This window comes from Streptomyces sp. YJ-C3, from assembly GCF_053891275.1.
In genome coordinates, this window is record NZ_CM132685.1 from 4693442 (window position 1) to 4709169 (window position 15728).

Consider the following 15728-nt stretch of genomic DNA (forward strand, 5'->3'; position numbering starts at 1 on the left):
TGGCCTGCCGGAATCGGCGTGCGTTGTCCGCGATCTTTCCCGGAATTGTCCGTGATCGGTAACGGACGCATCCCCTGGCCTGTGCGGCTCGTCATCCCTGGTGGTCGCAAGGTGACCGGGGATCGGCAAGGAACTGCGCGCAAAGGGGCGGACATGGCACTGCACAGCGGTGGGCGGGGCTGGTACGGCAAGGTGGTCGGGGCCGCGCTCGGGGTGACGCTGCTGACCACGGGTGCCTCGATGTGGACCGCGCAGGCCGGCCCCGTGGACTCGCCCGAGGCGAACGCCCCGGCCGCGCCGCACGCCAAGCCGGTGGCGACGACCATCGCCCATGCCTCACAGGCCGGGAAGCACGGCGTCAACATCACCATCGACGACGGCCCCGACCCGGTGTGGACCCCCCAAGTGCTCGACGTGCTGAAGAAGTACGGGGTGAAGGCCACGTTCTGCATGGTCGGGACGCAGGCCGAGGCCCACCCGGACCTCGTGAAGAAGGTGGTCGCGGCCGGACACCGGCTGTGCGACCACTCGGTGTCGCACAACACCGCCATGGACAAAGCCGCCACCACATACCAGTCGCAGCAGATCCTCGACGCGGAACGCATGATCACCAAGGCGTCCGGGGGCGTACGCCCCCTGTACTACCGGGCACCCGGTGGGGCCTTCACTCCCTACAGCCGCAAGCTCGCCGCCTCCCGGGGCATGCGCCCTCTCGGCTGGAACGTGGACACCAAGGACTTCGAGCGTCCGGGGACGGACGCCATCGTCGCCACCGTCGAGCGCGAACTGCCCAACGGACCGACACTCCTCTTCCACGACGCGGGCGGAGACCGTGGCCAGACCGTCGAAGCCCTGGACCAGCTCCTCCCTCAGCTCAAGGAGCAGGGCTACTCCTTCGGCTTCCCGGTGCGCTGAGCCCCGGCCGGCGTGGCCGAGGCCGGACTGCCGAGAGCGATCAGTGCTTGCATGGTGCGCATGGCAGACAACGAGGGAGCCCCCGCCCGCTTCAAGGACTTGGCGCTCGATGCCGTCGATCACCAGGCACTGGCCGACTGGTGGTGCGCGGCGATCGGATACGTGCGCAGTGCGACGACTGACGGGAGCACGCGTCCGGTCGACTGGCCGGTCCCGATCGTGGACCCGACGGGGAGCGGGCCGCTCATCTGGATCAATCCGGTACCGGAGAAGAAGACGACCAAGAACCGCATGCACCTCGACGTGTACGGGGACCCCGACCGGCTCGTGTCCATGGGCGCGACCGTGGTCCGAGTACGTGACGAAGGGATCGCGTGGCATGTGATGGCCGACCCGGAAGGGAACGAGTTCTGCGTCTTCGTCTGATCCAGCCGGAAACCGGCCGGCCGCGCCCCGGTTCAGGATCCCCGGCGCCTGCGGGAATCCTGAACCGGGTCACGCGCCCGACAGGCCTTCGGTCAGATACCGCAGGAGGACGCCGACCAGTAGCGCGAGCTCTGGCTGCCGAGGTGGGCGTGCGTGCTGTGACCGGGGTAGCCGGGCCCGAGGATCTCGTTGAAGCCGTGATTGCGGGCCTGCTTGACGATCTCGCAGTACGACGGTGCGCCGACGAGGTCGATGCCGCGGCCGGAGAGATGGTTACTGGTCGCCGCGCCGCCGACCGCGTTGTTGCAGGCGTAGGAGCGGAAGCCGCTGCTGGTGGTCAGCGGGCGGTCGCCGAGGGCGTGCCGCAGAGCCTCCAGCTTCCACATCTGCTGCAGCGCGTTCGCCTTCGCGGCGGCCGCGGACACGGCGCCGCCGGACCAGTCGGAGTTGCAGCGGTTCATCTCGGCATAGGTGAAGTGCACCGGGGTGCAGTCACCGTCCTGAAGGGCGTAGAGCTTGCTGAACGTCTGCGCACCCGCGACGCCGTCCGCCGACAGGCCGTACGCCTGCTGGAAACGGGTGACCGCGGCCTTGGTGGCCGGTCCGAACTGTCCGTCCACCGCGATGACTCCGCCGTAGCCGGGGTATCCGGCCACCCGGATCTGCAGTTGCCGGACGTCCTCGCCGCTGGCGCCCTGACTGAGGGTCCGGTTCCAGGTGTAGCAGTCGTCGGCGTGGGCGGTACCTGTGGTGACCACGACGCCGAGCATCGAAGCTGAGGCGAGCATGACAAGCGCGAGAAGGGTGCGAAGGTGCCGTCTGAGCACAGTGCCTCCCAAGGGGAAGGATGCGGAAAGAAGCAAGGAACCCCGACACTGCCCGGCACGGGCTACGCGCGTCAATAGGGCCCGCGCATGGGCGACTTGACGCGACGACGGAGCCGTGACCGGGCCCTGCCGCTCTCTCCTGCGCGTTCGTTCGGCACCGCCGGTCCTAGGTCCCGAGCCCCGGCCGGAGGACTGTCCCTGATCATGCTCGCGCCCGATGCCGGGCCCCGTGGGCGAAGGACACGATGCAGGCAGACCTCAACGACAAGGAGCGCACGATGTCGTACCCGGAGCACCTGCAGTACCCCGCGCCCCGCTACCACGGAGACAGGGGCGTCGTGAACGCGTCCTTCCGTCCCGCCGACACCCCGGCGGACCTCACCTCGCCCGACGGCGGCGCCACCCATTACCTCGCCACGCACGAGTCGACCGGCGGGGAGTTCGGGCTGTACAAGGTGGATCTGGCAGCGCGGTCCGCCGGCGCCCGGACCCACTTCCACAAGGCGATGTCGGAGTCCTTCTACGTCCTCTCCGGCGAACTGGAGCTCTTCAACGGCGAGAAGTGGGTGACGGGCCGCGCCGGTGACTTCCTGTACGTTCCGGTCGGCGGTCTGCACGCCTTCAAGAACGTGACGGACGAGCCCCTGTCGATGCTCATGCTCTTCTCCCCCGGCGCCCCGCGCGAGGAGTACTTCGAAAGAGTCGCCGAGATGTCACGGCGCGGCAGCGAGGAACTCAAGGAATTCCGCGTGCGACACGACAGCTACTTCGAGGAGGACTTCGGACCAGGGGCAGTGCGGTGAACGACACGGCAGGCCGGACCGCCCGCGCCGACGCGGAACCATCGCGGCTACACCGTCCCGCCGGTCACGCCGACGTCGGCGCACGTCCACGGGCGATATTCCGTGGCCGAAGAGCTGGTGAACATGCCAAGCTGACGCCCGTCGAAGGGGTGTAGCTCAGAGGCCAGAGCGCCGGTCTCCAAAACCGGATGCCGCAGGTTCGACTCCTGCCACCCCTGCCACTCCGTACCCGGCAGATTCCGCCCCCGCTTCCCTGGTGAACGTCATCCCGGTGACGCCGTCGGCTGGGCGGGCGGTGGGTAGACGAGGCGGTTGCGGGCCGCGGTGAGAATGCCGACCACCCGGGGGAAATCCTTGAGCTGGCTCAGCAGCGAGTTCAGGGCAGGGAGCAGGCACCGCGGCGGGACGTCGCGGGCGGCCAGGATGTCCGCGGCCCACGTGATGAAACGCGCGAACAGGTCGGGGTCGTCGACGTAGAGGGCGGTGGCGAGGTAGCTGACGATGTACTCGATGTCCTCGACGGTGCGCTCCAGCTGGTACTCGTTGTACCGGCCCATGTCGGGAAATCCGGTCGCGACGTCGGCGAGGGTCTGCTTGACCAACTGCCGTTTGGACCGCCGGACCATGGTGTATTCCTGGTCGGCGAGGTGCGGCAGGTCCACATCGGGCAGGCGGGCCGTGCGCGCACCCGGTCGCGTCGGGTTCCGGGCGAGGAGGGTGGCCGCTCCGGGTGCGTCCCTGGCCCACTCGGCCTGCATCAGCCGGGCATGGCGGCCCTGCGGACCGAATGCGGCTCCTCCGGCAAGTACCCGGATACCGGCGCCCTGGCACGAGATGATCGCGTTGTGCGCGTCGGGCAGATGTGTCGGGATGGACGAGGACAGCAGCACCGCCTGTGCCCGGGTGCGGTCCGCGTGGACGACCAAGTGCTCGGTGGGGACCTGCGCGCCGAGATAGTCGACACGCCAGCCCCGCAGCCGCAGTACCTCGCTGACCAGGCGTGCGGGCAGCGCGTGCCACTCGCCGTCGACACACGCCACGAGAACCCTTCCCACGAAGCTGCCGGTGAGGGCGGGCGCGGTGGCATCGACAATGGCTGCGATGCACCGCTCGCTGATCGCGGTGGCAACGTGTTCCTGTGCCACCGTGAGGTCGTTGGCCGCCCAGGCCATGCCGACCCGTTCCTGGGCGGGTGCGATCAGTTCGAGCAGGATCCGCTCGCCGACGGCGGACAGCTGTTCAGCGGGCGGACGGTCCACGGCGTTCGGCTGCCGGGGATCCGCTGTGGCGAGCGCGCGTCGCACGATGGCGACGGCGCGGGTCTCGTCCCCGTCGCCGAGTGCCTCCCACAGTTGGTCACGCGGCTCGTTGAGGGAGTCGGTGTCGTTGGCAGCGGTCACGCCGTTCACCTTCCCAGGGTTCGCTCGTGCTCCGTCGTCGGACGGTTGTCGAGATCGCGGGGAGCGCTGATCGCGAGGACGGCCATGTCGTCGCGTCGACCCTCGCCCACCCACTGGGTCATGGTCATCTGTACGTGTTCGGTGACTGCCTCGGCCGGCATCCCGGCGCAGTGGGACAGCACGGTGCGCAGCCTGTCCTCGCTGAACATCACGTCGCCCAGCGGCCCGCCGCGGGCTTCGGTGATCCCGTCGGAGTACAGCAGGCAGGACTCGCCCGGTTGCAGGGCGACTTCGGCGGTCTTGAACTCGAGGTCGGCGAACGCGCCGATCAGTGTGCCGCTGGTCGGGGTCTCTTCGACACGGCCGGTGGTGCGCACGATGAGCGGGGCGGGATGGCCCGCGCTCGAGATGCGCAGCCGTACGCGTGCGCCCTGGCGTACCGCGGACACCAGGGCCAGTGTCACGAAGGGTGTCTGGTGCCAGGCGAGCAGAGCGCTGTTGAGGAGGGTGAGCAAGCGGGTGTGGTCGGCGGCGAGTGGCACCAGGGCCTGGAGTGCGTTGCGGATCCGGCCGGCTATGACCCCGGCTTCCAGTCCTTTGCCGCAGACGTCCCCCAGTACCGCGAGGGTCTCGGCTTCCGGTGTGTCGGCGGGGTACAGGTCGTAGAAGTCGCCGCCGACGCGTTCACCGGCCACCGAGGCGCGGTAGCGGCCGGAGAAGGAGATGCCGTGGACCCGGCCGAGGGCGGGCGGCAGCAGGTCGCGCATCAGGAGTTCCGTGATGCGCGCCTGGCGGGAGTGGCTGCGGGCGACGGAGAGGGCGGCGCCTGCGCGTGCGGCGAAGTGCTGGGCGAAGGATTCCTCGGCGGGGGTGAACGCCGCTTCCTGGCGCCGACGCAGCAGGATGAGGCATCCGACCGGCTCGCCGTGTCCCGGCAACGGCACCACGATGACCGAGCCGATGTCGGAGGGGTCGCCCACGAAGCTGTCGGGCATCGCCCAGGGCGGCACCTGGTGGGGATCGATCCAGCTGGAGGACACCGCGGGAAACCCCAGCAACGCCTCTGCCAGACCCGGCAGTTGCCCCGGGTCCACGGCGATACGCTCCTGCACCACCGGCCCGCCGGTGGTGCACCGCGTCACAGGGAAGCTGTGTCCGTCGCCCATGGCGACGATGACCGCCGCACTCGCCAGATGGCGCGCCGCTCGCTGCACGGTCACCGCCATGCAGCGTTCGACGTTCAGCGAGGCGAGCAGTTCTGAGGAGAGTTCCTGCAGCAGTGCGGCTGTGGCTCGCTCACGCGCGAGCTCCTGTGCGGCGCCCGCCGAAAGGCTTTCACGGATCAGCCACCAGGTCACCGCACCGTCCGCGCCCGGTCCGGCGAGCGCCTTCACGCGGTGCCGGCCGATCCAGCCGCCCGCCCAGGTCGGCAGTTGCTCCCGCGCGCCGCTGACACGCTGCAGGTGTGCCTCGACCAGCCATGCGGGGGCGATCTCTCCGAAGGCGACACCGACACCGACTCGTGCCAGTAGAACGCGGGCCTGCTCGTTATGTGACAGCACGACGCCGGCCGCGTCCACTGTGACCACCGGATACGGGTCACAGGGCTGCGCTGCAGCTTCTACACCACAAGAGCTTTTCTGCTCCGGCAAGGAGACCATTGATCTGGAACCCGCTGACGCGGATCTCCACCACCCATCCACTCGAAGGCAGGTACCCCAACGTTACCGACGGCATATGACTACCGCCCGTACTTCGCAATACCCCGGACATCCTCACCCCGAGTACTGAACAATCCGCCCAGCACAACACCACCGGCGCCCACCTCGAGTTCCCCACCACCCCCGCACGCCCCAGCAGGGCCCCGCTCCGCCGTCCTTCTCCACGGAGTCCGCGGATCTCGCGCCCGTACCCTGCGGCAACGGCCGACACCGGGCAAGGACTTCGGTGCGGGCGATGTGTTCGAAACTGCCGCGATCGACGGTGCAGTGGTACTGCCCCCGTCGGGGATCCGGCCCGGTGCTTTCCAGCCGGGCCGGCACAACTCCGGCCGCAGTACGGCCGTTCGGACTTGCAGTATGAACATGCCAACGTCATGAGTCGGCACCGCTGCGGGAGGACCTCGCAGTCTGTCAGAACGCGCCGGATCTGTTGGGCCTTTGCCGGGCCGTCATCACGCCGGCCCGGAACGCGACGTCGCGGTCGCATTCCGGGCCGGTCGGGTGAGGGGCCTGGATCCCGGCCCTCGTCGTACGAGAGCCGGGGTCACCACTTCCCGGTCAGCGGCAGGATGCCGTCGGCGACGCTCACCACGGAGTCCGGGTCGGGCGTGACGTGCGAGCTGCCGCCGCCTCCGGTGACGGGGGTCTTGTCCGCCGCCTCTCCGATGACGGCGATCGACCCGGTCCTGTCGTCGTCCAGCGGCAACAGCGCTTTGCCGTGATCCTGGTCGTTCTTCATCAGGACCGTACCCTGGGCCGCGATGTCCCGCGCCGCCCGGACGTGCTCGGATGTGGTGGCGGTGGCGTCCGGCGTGCCGGGGGCCGTGTCGAAGAGGCCGTACTCGAACTCCTTGGTGAGCAGCCGGAGGACCTTGTCGTCGATCACATCGACGCTGACCTTGCCCTGCTGGACCGCGTCGGTCAGCGCCTGTCCGAAGTTTCCCGCGGACGGCATGGTCAGGTCGAGACCCGCGTTGGCCGCTTGCACGGTGCTGCGTGCCCCGTCCCAGTCGGTGACGACGAACCCGTCGAATCCCCAGCCGTCCTTGGCGGTGCGCTGGAGGAGTTCGGCGTTCTCGTTGGCGTGGGTGCCGTTGACGAGGCTGGTCGCGGCCATGATGGAGGCGGCGTCGCCTTCCTGGACGGCCTGCTCGAACGGCGGGTAGTAGATCTCGTTGAGGGTGCGTTCGTCGACGACGGAGTCGGCGTTGTTCCGGTTCTGCTCGACGTCGTTGACCGCGATGTGCTTCAGGTCGGCCATCACGCCGTGCTTCTGCACCCCCTTGATGTACGCGGTCGCCATCTCGCCGGTGAGGTACGGGTCTTCGCCCGATCCCTCGAAGATGCGCCCGCCGCGTGGATCACGGGCCAGATTGACGTTGGGGCCGAGATTGACGCTGATGCCCTTGGTATGGGCTTCCTGCCCGACGACGGACCCATAGCGTTCCTCCGCGGCCGGGTCGAAGGTCGCGGCCGCGGCGATCGGTGCGGGCAGTGCCGTGGTGCCGCCCATAGTGACGCCGGCGCCGCCGTCGTGGAGGTTCAGGGCAGGGACGCACAGGCGTGAGATGGGCGCGACGACACCTGCGTATCCGGGGAGTTGGCTGCCGTGCGTCATGGACAGTTTCTCGTCGAGCGTCATCTGCGCCAGCACCTGGCGGGCTCGGGCCCGCGGTGACGCGTCCGAGTACGTCCACGGGCACGAGGGGGCGTCGTCGGCCGCGGCCGGGAGACTGCCGAGTGCGGTGGTCATGCCCGTCACCGCGAGCAGGGCGGCGGCGAGAGCGAGCGAACGTGATCGCACGGTCGTTCCAATCGTGTGGGGGGATGTGCAGGGGGTCAGGCGGCGGGAGTCACGTGTCCTGCGGGTGGACGGTCGTGATGGCCAGTGGGGTGACCATGACCGGTCCGCGCAGGCCGTAGGACGACGTGCGGGTGCTCGTCTTGTTGTAGTGCGTGACGGCGTTGCGCAGCGTCGTCCGCACGATCACCTTGATCTCGTTGCTGCCGGTCTTGAGATGGTCGGTGACGTCCCAGGGGACGTCGGAGACGATCTGCGTCCCTACTTGTTCGCCGTTGACGTGGATCTCGGCCGTGCCCTCCACGGTGCCGAGGTCCAGGCGGATGCCCCTGCCGCGACCGATCCAGTGGTCCGGCACGGTGAGGGTGCCCGTGTACGTGCCCACGCCGGAGGCGCCCGCGGTCTGCTCGCGGTCTCGCCAGTCCCACAGCGGGAAGGTGCCCGACAGCGTGGGGATGTCGATCGTCTTCGGGCCGTCGGGCGTCTCGGCCTCGACGGACAGGCCCCAGGCGTACGGTCCTTGCCGCGCGGCGTCCATCCGCGCGGGCTGCGCCTTCACTGTCGTACGACGTCCATTGCTGAGGGTGAAGGTGCGACTGCCGCCCGCGGCGGTGCGGAGTTCGATTCTGCCGTCCGCCACCACGAGGTCGTCGTGGACGGTGTCGGTGTCGGTGACGTGCACCGGGACCGGCCCGCGGGAGTCCACTGCCAGCACCCGGGTCTCCTGGGCACGCAGCCGGGTGGGCACGAGGGTGCGGCCGTGCTCGAACGTGTACTGGGCGGCCGCTCCGACTCTCCCGTTCCACAGGTCCATCACCGAGACGGCCCCGGTGCCCTCGATGGCGGGTGTGAACTCCACCAGGTCGTTCGTCGGGTTGTACAGGTACACGTACCGCACGCCGTGGGCGTAGCGGAGCTGCGTGAGGACGTGAGCCTCGCTCCACGACACACGCGGAAGCACCTTGCGCCCCCGCAGGGCCTGCAGGGCATCGGCCTGTGTGGCGGCTCGGACCGCGTGGGGGCTGCGGAGCGCTCGTGCGATGGACTCGGCGACCTGCTCGTCCGCGTCGTGGCCGCCGCGATAGGCGGTGTCGCGGCGCGGAGGATCACCGACGAAGACGACGGTCACGCCGGCCTCGACGGCCCGCTCGATGGCCCGGGCCGCCTCGACGGGCACGGCACGCTCGTCGACGATCAACGCCCGGTACTGCGGCCCGGACGGACACAGCACGCCCTTGCCGACGGCGTCCTCCTCCGCGAGACCGACCGGGTCGATGTACTGCACGGAGTACCCGTTGCGCTCCAGCGCGAGCGTGTCGAACAGGGCGGCCGGCTGGGTGCCTTCGTCCGAGGACAGGCGGGCCGCGGTGGTCAGGAACCCGTCACGGTAGACGGCGACATCGCAGCGGGGCGAGCCGGACTCCAGGATCATGGCGCCGCGCGCCCAGTACTCGGTGGTCCGGGCAAGGGCCGGCCACTGCGGGTTGTGCCGGTCGTTGAAGCTGTCCAGGCTGTCCCCGAAGCGGTACTTGCCAGGCCAGGCCGCCCCGGCGCTCATGTACTGGAAGCCGTGCAGGAAGGGCTGGGTGATCCCCGCGGCCCACTCCTTGTCGATCATCGCCTTGTAGTCGCCGGGGTCGACCTGGTGGCACTGTTCCGGCTGGGCCCCCAACTCGGTCGACACCCGCACGGCCCCGCCCTGGTGGGCGCCCCCGACCACGGCACGCTGCCAGTCCAGGGCATAACGCCATCCGTAGAACCGGATGTCCGTGGGGAAGCGGTCCCCGGAGTTGTACGACTCACCCTCCACCCGGCCGCCGGCGCGGGCCAGTTCACGGTTGCTGCGGATCGGCTCCAGGTCCTGCCCGTAGGCCGCCTGCGACTTGTACGTCATCCCGTATCCGCGGGCCCAGTCCTGGAAGGGCTTGAGGTGGTTCTCGATGTACAGGTCGGTCAGCAGCCGGTAGTAGTCCGCCCGGATCTTGGCCGCCTGCCCGTCGGACGACTCGAAGTCGGCGCGAGGCGGCTCGGTGGGAACCCAGTAGCGGCTCATGCCGTGCTGGAACGCCAACGGCAGGAAGGGTACGAGGTCGTAGCCGCGCAGCTTCTTGAACTCCTCGGCGAATGCCGGCGCCCAGAACAGCGAGTCCGCGTCGAGTTCGAGGGAGTCCTCGAAGAAGTCACCGCCGCACCGCTTCAAGGCGTCCACGTTGTCCTTGCCGACCTGGTTGTCGTCCAGGTACTCGGTGGCTTTGCGGGCTGCCGCGGCGTCGAAGACGCTGGTCACGCCACGCTCTCCGTCGCGGCGCCAGAAGCCGAAGACGATCCAGTCACCGGCCTCCGGGGCCTTCCACGTGAGCTTGCCGTCGACGACTTCGCCGGTGACGTCGCTCAGTGAACCGGCTTCCAGGACCGTGGACTTGGACGGGATCTTGACGGGGGTGCCGTACAGGGGCCGATCGTTCTCCGGTAGCAGCTCTGCCGCCGGGCCGCGTTCGACCACCCGCGCCACGGTGGCGGCGACCAGGGTGGCCTTCCGCTTCTTGCCCGGGTCGTCGAAGGGCCAGGGCACGTCGCCCGAGAAGCGGCCCTGCTCGGCGTCCGCCCGGCCGTACTGGAGTTCTTGCTGCGCATAGCCGGACCCGGCGCCCGTGTTGGGTGTCTGGACCGGCCAGTTCGCGCCCATCGTCATGCTGACCCGCATGTCGAGCGAGGCCGCGGCGTCGAGGACGGCCCGCAGATTCTTGCGCTGATCCTCGTTGGCCCAGGAGTCCGACGAGTAGGCGATCTCGACCTCTCCGAAGCCGGCCTCGGCGATCGCGGTGACCTCCCGCACGCTCTCCTCGACCGACAACGGCGCCGCCCACCACCACCGCACCGCGGGCCGGTAGCGGGAGTTCGGTGACTTGAACGCAGCCGCCGACAGGGGCGCGGGCAGGCTTGCGGCGTTGGCCGCCTCCACCTGTTCGGCACGCGCGACCGACGCGTTCGCGGCGCGCTCCGCCGCCCGGGCCTGCTCGGCATCGGGCGTTGCCATGGCTGCGGTGGTGGCGGTGGCGGCTCCGGCCGCGAACAACGATCTGCGGGACAGCATGGCCACGCGTCTCGCCTCCTTCCCGTTCGGCATCGGGGCAGACGGCGCCCACGAAGTGACTGATACGTTTCATTGAGGCCACGACGCTAACGACTTGTTCCCGCTAAGCCAATAGCCGTGCAGGCAACGGAATTTCACCTTCTCGCATTGAACGATTCAACGAAGACGCAGATCTAGCGGGAGCCCCCGGCGATCGGTTCATCTGCTGCCGGCCACGTCGGGACTGCCGCGCGGCCGGCCCGCCGTCGCGGGTCGCCCGTACGCAGCGCGGCTCACGCCCCGTGTCAGGAGTGAGGCGGCATGGCCGACCGCGGGCAGCGCCGATAGCGTCGTCGTATGGACCGAGACGAACGGCTGCTTCACGCCTCATCGTTCGGCGCGGCGGCGGTCGCGTACGCCGAGCACCGTCCTGACTATGCGCAGGCCGCGGCACGTTGGGCGCTTCGGCCCGCGCCCGGCCTGCGCGTGCTGGACCTCGGCGCCGGAACCGGCAAGCTCACCGGCACTCTGGTCTCACTGGGCGCCGAGGTCATCGCGGTCGAGCCCGACCGGGCGATGCTGACCGAGTTGCGTCGCTCGCTTCCGGCGGTCCGCGCCCTGTCGGGCAGTGCCGAGTCGATCCCGCTGCCGGACGCGTCCGTCGATGCCGTGCTGGCCGGGAACGCCATGCACTGGTTCGACATGGCGGTCGCGGGGCCCGAGATCGCCAGGGTCCTGTCCCCCGGCGGCATCCTGGCCGGGCTGTGGAACGTCATGGACGACCGAACCGAGTGGGTTGCCGGGCTCGCGCAGGTCAGCGGGAGCGCGGCCATCGGTCCGCGGGACACGCCCGCCAGTTGGCGCGCCGAGACGGCGGACATGCACCTTCCGCGGACGGGTGCGACCGCCCGGTTCGGCGCACCGGAGCAGGCCGAGTTCCCGCACGGGCAGCAGCGCACCGCCGACTCGCTCGTGGAGACCATCGCGACGCGCGCGGGAATACTGGTCATGCCGGAACGAGAACAAGAGGCCACGCTGGCCCGGATCCGCGCTTTCCTGGCGAGCAGGCCGGAGACCGCCCACGGCGGGTTCACCCTCCCTCTGCTGACCAGCGTGCTGCGCGTCCGGCGACTGTGAGACATCACGTCGACACCGCTCGGTGACTCATCGCATCCCGACCCGCGAGGACCGCCCTTTCGCGCTGCTCGTGGCGCGTGTGCGTCACACCGTCGGCCGGACCGTGTCCAAAGAGGGTGAGCGGCAGGCAGACCGACGGCGCGGATGATGATGAGGAACCACGAGCTGATGGTGCGAGCACGGCACTTGGCATGGACGGTGTGCTCGGTGTCCGCGGGAGTTGTTCTGGGACTGTTCGTCGCCGGTATGGCTCTGCCCGGTGCGGGAGCGTGGGTGGACGCGGCGTGTGCGGCCGCCCTCGGTGGCGTGGGCTGGGCTGCGGCGCCGCCGACGCGCGCGAGACGCATTCACCGGGCGTGAGGCGGTCCGGCGGGTTCTCTGGCGTCGAGCGCTTCGGCGGCGCGGCAAGCGGCTAGGTCGTGTCCGCAAAGTCGTTGGCTCGTTGGTCTGTTCATGGTGCGTCGTCATGAACTGACCGATGAATCCTGGGCGGTGATCGAGCCGTTACTGGCTCCGCCCCGGATGGGCCGTCCGGTGCGGGACCGACGTCAGGTCGTCAACGGAATCCTGTGGAAGCTGTCGACCGGGGCGGCCTGGCGGGACCTGCCGGAACGCTATGGCCCGTGGAAGACGGTCTACGAACGCTTCCGCCGCTGGTCGGCCGATGGAACCTGGGACCGCCTGCTGGCCCACGTCCAGCAGCATTCCGACGCCGTGGGCGCTGTCGACTGGTCGATCGTGTGTGTCGACTCCACGACGGTGCGAGCCCATCAGCATGCGGCCGGGGCACGAAAAGGGGGCTCTGGCCGGGCGAGGCGATCGGCCGCTCCCGCGGCGGACTGACCACGAAGATCCACCTTGCCTGCGACGGACTCGGCCGGCCCCTGGCCTTCACCCTGACCGCTGGGAACGTCAACGACTGCACCCAGTTCGAGGCGGTGATGGCCCGCATCCGGGTCGCCCGATGCGGTCCGGGCCGCCCACGCACCAGACCGGAGCGGGTGGCCGCAGACAAGGGTTACTCGTCCGTCAAGATCCGCGCCTACCTGCGCGGACGCGGCATCAAAGCAGCGATCCCGGAACGAATCGACCAGATCAACGGCCGCATCCGCAGAGGCCAGAGCCGATGCAGACTCAACCGGGCCGCCTACCGGCGCCGCAACCTCGTCGAACGCTGCTTCAACAAGCTCAAGCACCACAAGGCCCTGGCCACCCGCTACGACAAACGAGCCCGCCACTACCAAGCCATGGTCACCCTCGCCTGCCTACAACTCTGGCTCCCATGACTTTGCGGACACGACCTAGTGCCGCTCGTCCCGGAGCGCCGCTCCCTGGATCGGACCGGAGCGGTAGAGGGTGAACGTTGCCACCGCGCCGACGGCCGCGGCCCACCAGTAGGCGGTGCTGTAGCCGTGGATGCAGGCCTGGGCGAGCGTCCGGGGCCCTCCCGAGGGGAACCGGCCGTGGATGCTGGCCTAGGGGACGGCAAGTTCGACGCTTCCTCGAAGGACGTGCTGCCCGATCGGGTGCGCGGCGCAGTCCTGTCGATGCTCGCCGCCTCCCCGACTGAGCCCGCGCCGACGGCTCCGTAGCACCCTCCCTCGGCTGGATGATCAGGCTTGCCCGATCATCAACTCCGCGCAGCGTTCGCCGATCAGCATGGCGGGGGCATTGGTGTTGCCTCCGGTGACCGACGGCATCACGGCGGCATCGGCGACGCGCAGCCCCTCGATCCCGCGCACCTTCAACTGCGGATCGACGACAGCGGTCGGGTCGTCGTGCCCGCCCATCTTGCAGGTGCCGACCGGGTGATAGACGGAGTGGATGCGCTGCGGCAGCTCGCGCGCGAGCGCAGCGTCGTCGGCGAGGGCAGGTCCCGGATGGAGCTCGCCGGTGACGACCTCGTCGAGCCGCTTGTGCGCCATGACCTCGCGAACGAGCTTCATTCCCTCGATCAGGAAACGGCCGTCGTCCGGATCGGACAGATACCCGGGATCGATCAGCGGAGCCTCGGCCGGGTCGGCCGAAGCCAGGCGCAACTCTCCCCGACTCTTGGGATAGATGAGCGTCGGCATCACGGTCAGTGCAGGCCGGCTGTCGACGTTGTGGCGGACGGGCGCGTCCTGGTTCGGGCTCGGGTACGACCAGGGCAGGGCGTGCAGTTGCAGATCGGGCTGATCCGACGGCGTCCGCGCATCCGAAGTGCGCAGGAAGGCCATGGCCTCGAAGACGGTACGCCCCAGCCAACTGCCCCCGCGGAGCGTCTCGGCGAGCATGCCGCCGAAGAAGTGCCCGGCCGTCCCCCGGTGCTGCGCCGATGGCGCGAGGAACGTCATGGGTACGAAGAGGTGGTCGTGCAGGTTCTGCCCGACCGGCAGATCGGCGGCGACATCGATACCCAGCCCGCGCAACTGCTCGGCCGGGCCGATGCCGGACAGCAGCAGAATCTGTGCCGACCCCACCACCCCTGCCGACAGAACGACTTCACGTCCGGCGCGCAGGACCTGGCGCCGCCCGCCCTCGGCGATCTCCACGCCTACGGCCCGGCCGCCTTCGACGACGACGCGGTTGACCTGAGCGGCGGACCGTATCGTGAGGCCGGAGGGCCGGTCGTCGCCGAGGTAGGCGTGTGCCGCGCTGTAGCGGACACCGTCGCGGGCGCTCATCTGCACGATGCCGACGCCGGTCTGCTCCGCGCCGTTGTAGTCCTCGTTGCGGGGTGCGTCCAGGGCCTCGCAGAGGGCTTCCATCAGGGCGTTCGAGGCCGGGGTGAGACCGCCGTGCCGGGTGACCGCCACCGGCCCGCCGGCACCGCGCAGTGGACCCGCGCCGCCTTCCCAGTCCTCCATCCGCCGATAGGACGGCAGGATGTCGTCGAAGCCCCAGCCGGTGCAGCCGGCGGCGGCCCAGTCGTCGTAGTTGCGGCGGTGACCGCGCACGAACAGCATGCCGTTGATCGCGCTGGAGCCGCCGAGCAGCTTCCCGCGGGTGAACGGGATCCTGCGGTCGGCCGCATGCTTCTGCGGCACCGTGTAGTAGCCCCAGTCGAAGCGCTTCTTGACCTGGGGCACGGAATGCATGATCGAGATCATGCCGGGGACCCGGATGACCCTCGATCGCTCCAGGCGCCTCGCTCCCGCTTCCAGCAGCAGCACGCTCGCGCCCGTATCCGCGAGTCTCCGTGCCACGATGCAGCCGGCGCTGCCGGCACCCACGACGATGTAGTCCGCCTCAACAACTGATGGTGTGTCAGTCACGCGGCGCAGTGAAACACGTTCTCGTTCAAGGGGCAATATCCGAGGACGGAGGCGTTACGACTGCCCTCGCAAGGGATGCCCCACGTCACGCAGGGCACGCGAGTAGGGCCTGTCCGGGAGGTCGGATCCTGCCGGACAGGCCCTACTCGGAAGCACTCAATACGAAGCCTGCAGGGCTCAGTCGGTCCGGCCGCGCAAGTATCCGCACCGCACAGCGGACCGGCCCCTGACCAGCACCGGCACGGGCGCCCACCGGCCTCGGTGCGGGCGATGCGGCGGTGGTCCGTACGGTGACTGCCAGGCCGGCCGCCGGGTTCGACCCGAGCCTCCTGCGTCACGGCAACGCCGTACGACCCGGCTCTGGAGCA

10 protein-coding genes, 1 tRNA gene and 1 pseudogene are annotated in these 15728 nt (G+C 69.6%); 6 read left to right on the plus strand and 6 right to left on the minus strand.

Features of this window, described 5'->3' with window-relative positions; genetic code table 11:
- Positions 1-153 precede the first annotated feature (153 nt).
- Both ACVHNB_RS20935 and ACVHNB_RS20940 read left to right on the plus strand, forming a co-directional pair.
- Positions 154-915, plus strand: coding sequence for a polysaccharide deacetylase family protein (locus ACVHNB_RS20935; RefSeq protein ID WP_428957202.1), 762 nt, complete (start codon positions 154-156; stop codon positions 913-915).
- A gap of 60 nt (positions 916-975) precedes the next feature.
- The gene (locus tag ACVHNB_RS20940; RefSeq protein WP_428957201.1) at positions 976-1341 is read left to right on the plus strand and encodes a VOC family protein; all 366 of its coding nucleotides are present in this window, start codon (positions 976-978) and stop codon (positions 1339-1341) included.
- 92 nt (positions 1342-1433) lie between these two features.
- On the opposite strand, the gene ACVHNB_RS20945 is transcribed toward ACVHNB_RS20940, so the two are convergent.
- Positions 1434-2168 (minus strand): D-Ala-D-Ala carboxypeptidase family metallohydrolase, encoded by a 735-nt coding sequence (locus ACVHNB_RS20945; RefSeq protein WP_456225544.1) that lies wholly within the window; start codon positions 2166-2168, stop codon positions 1434-1436.
- A gap of 278 nt (positions 2169-2446) precedes the next feature.
- Here ACVHNB_RS20945 and ACVHNB_RS20950 point away from each other — a divergent pair, with 278 nt between their 5' ends.
- Both ACVHNB_RS20950 and ACVHNB_RS20955 read left to right on the plus strand, forming a co-directional pair.
- A complete protein-coding gene (locus ACVHNB_RS20950) occupies positions 2447-2971 on the plus strand; it encodes a cupin domain-containing protein (protein WP_428957775.1) in 525 nt (174 codons plus the stop codon).
- A gap of 145 nt (positions 2972-3116) precedes the next feature.
- Positions 3117-3192 (plus strand) — tRNA-Trp (locus ACVHNB_RS20955).
- 42 nt (positions 3193-3234) lie between these two features.
- Here the strand turns inward: ACVHNB_RS20955 and ACVHNB_RS20960 are convergent.
- The 4 genes from ACVHNB_RS20960 to ACVHNB_RS20975 form a co-directional block, all read right to left on the minus strand.
- Positions 3235-4371: a cobalamin B12-binding domain-containing protein gene (locus ACVHNB_RS20960; protein ID WP_456225545.1), complete on the minus strand. Its 1137-nt coding sequence runs from the start codon at positions 4369-4371 to the stop codon at positions 3235-3237.
- Positions 4372-4376: 5 nt separating this feature from the next.
- Positions 4377-6032, minus strand: a complete 1656-nt coding sequence (locus ACVHNB_RS20965; protein WP_456225546.1) for a PP2C family protein-serine/threonine phosphatase — start codon at positions 6030-6032, stop codon at positions 4377-4379.
- Positions 6033-6636: 604 nt separating this feature from the next.
- The gene (locus ACVHNB_RS20970) at positions 6637-7896 is read right to left on the minus strand and encodes a glycoside hydrolase family 3 protein (protein WP_456225547.1); all 1260 of its coding nucleotides are present in this window, start codon (positions 7894-7896) and stop codon (positions 6637-6639) included.
- A 49-nt stretch (positions 7897-7945) separates the two neighbouring features.
- Entirely contained in the window at positions 7946-10987 is a 3042-nt protein-coding gene (locus ACVHNB_RS20975) for a glycosyl hydrolase (protein ID WP_456228919.1), read from the minus strand.
- Between the two features lie 336 nt (positions 10988-11323).
- Between ACVHNB_RS20975 and ACVHNB_RS20980 the strand changes: the two genes are divergently transcribed.
- Positions 11324-12103 carry a class I SAM-dependent methyltransferase gene (locus ACVHNB_RS20980; RefSeq protein WP_456225548.1) on the plus strand — a complete coding sequence of 260 codons (780 nt, stop codon included), beginning with the start codon at positions 11324-11326 and terminating at the stop codon, positions 12101-12103.
- A gap of 522 nt (positions 12104-12625) precedes the next feature.
- Positions 12626-13389 (plus strand): annotated as a pseudogene (locus ACVHNB_RS20985) (IS5 family transposase).
- Between the two features lie 327 nt (positions 13390-13716).
- On the opposite strand, the gene ACVHNB_RS20990 reads toward ACVHNB_RS20985, so the two are convergent.
- Complete coding sequence (locus ACVHNB_RS20990) at positions 13717-15360, minus strand: GMC family oxidoreductase (protein WP_428957195.1); 1644 nt, start codon at positions 15358-15360, stop codon at positions 13717-13719.
- Between the last annotated feature and the right edge of the window lie 368 nt (positions 15361-15728).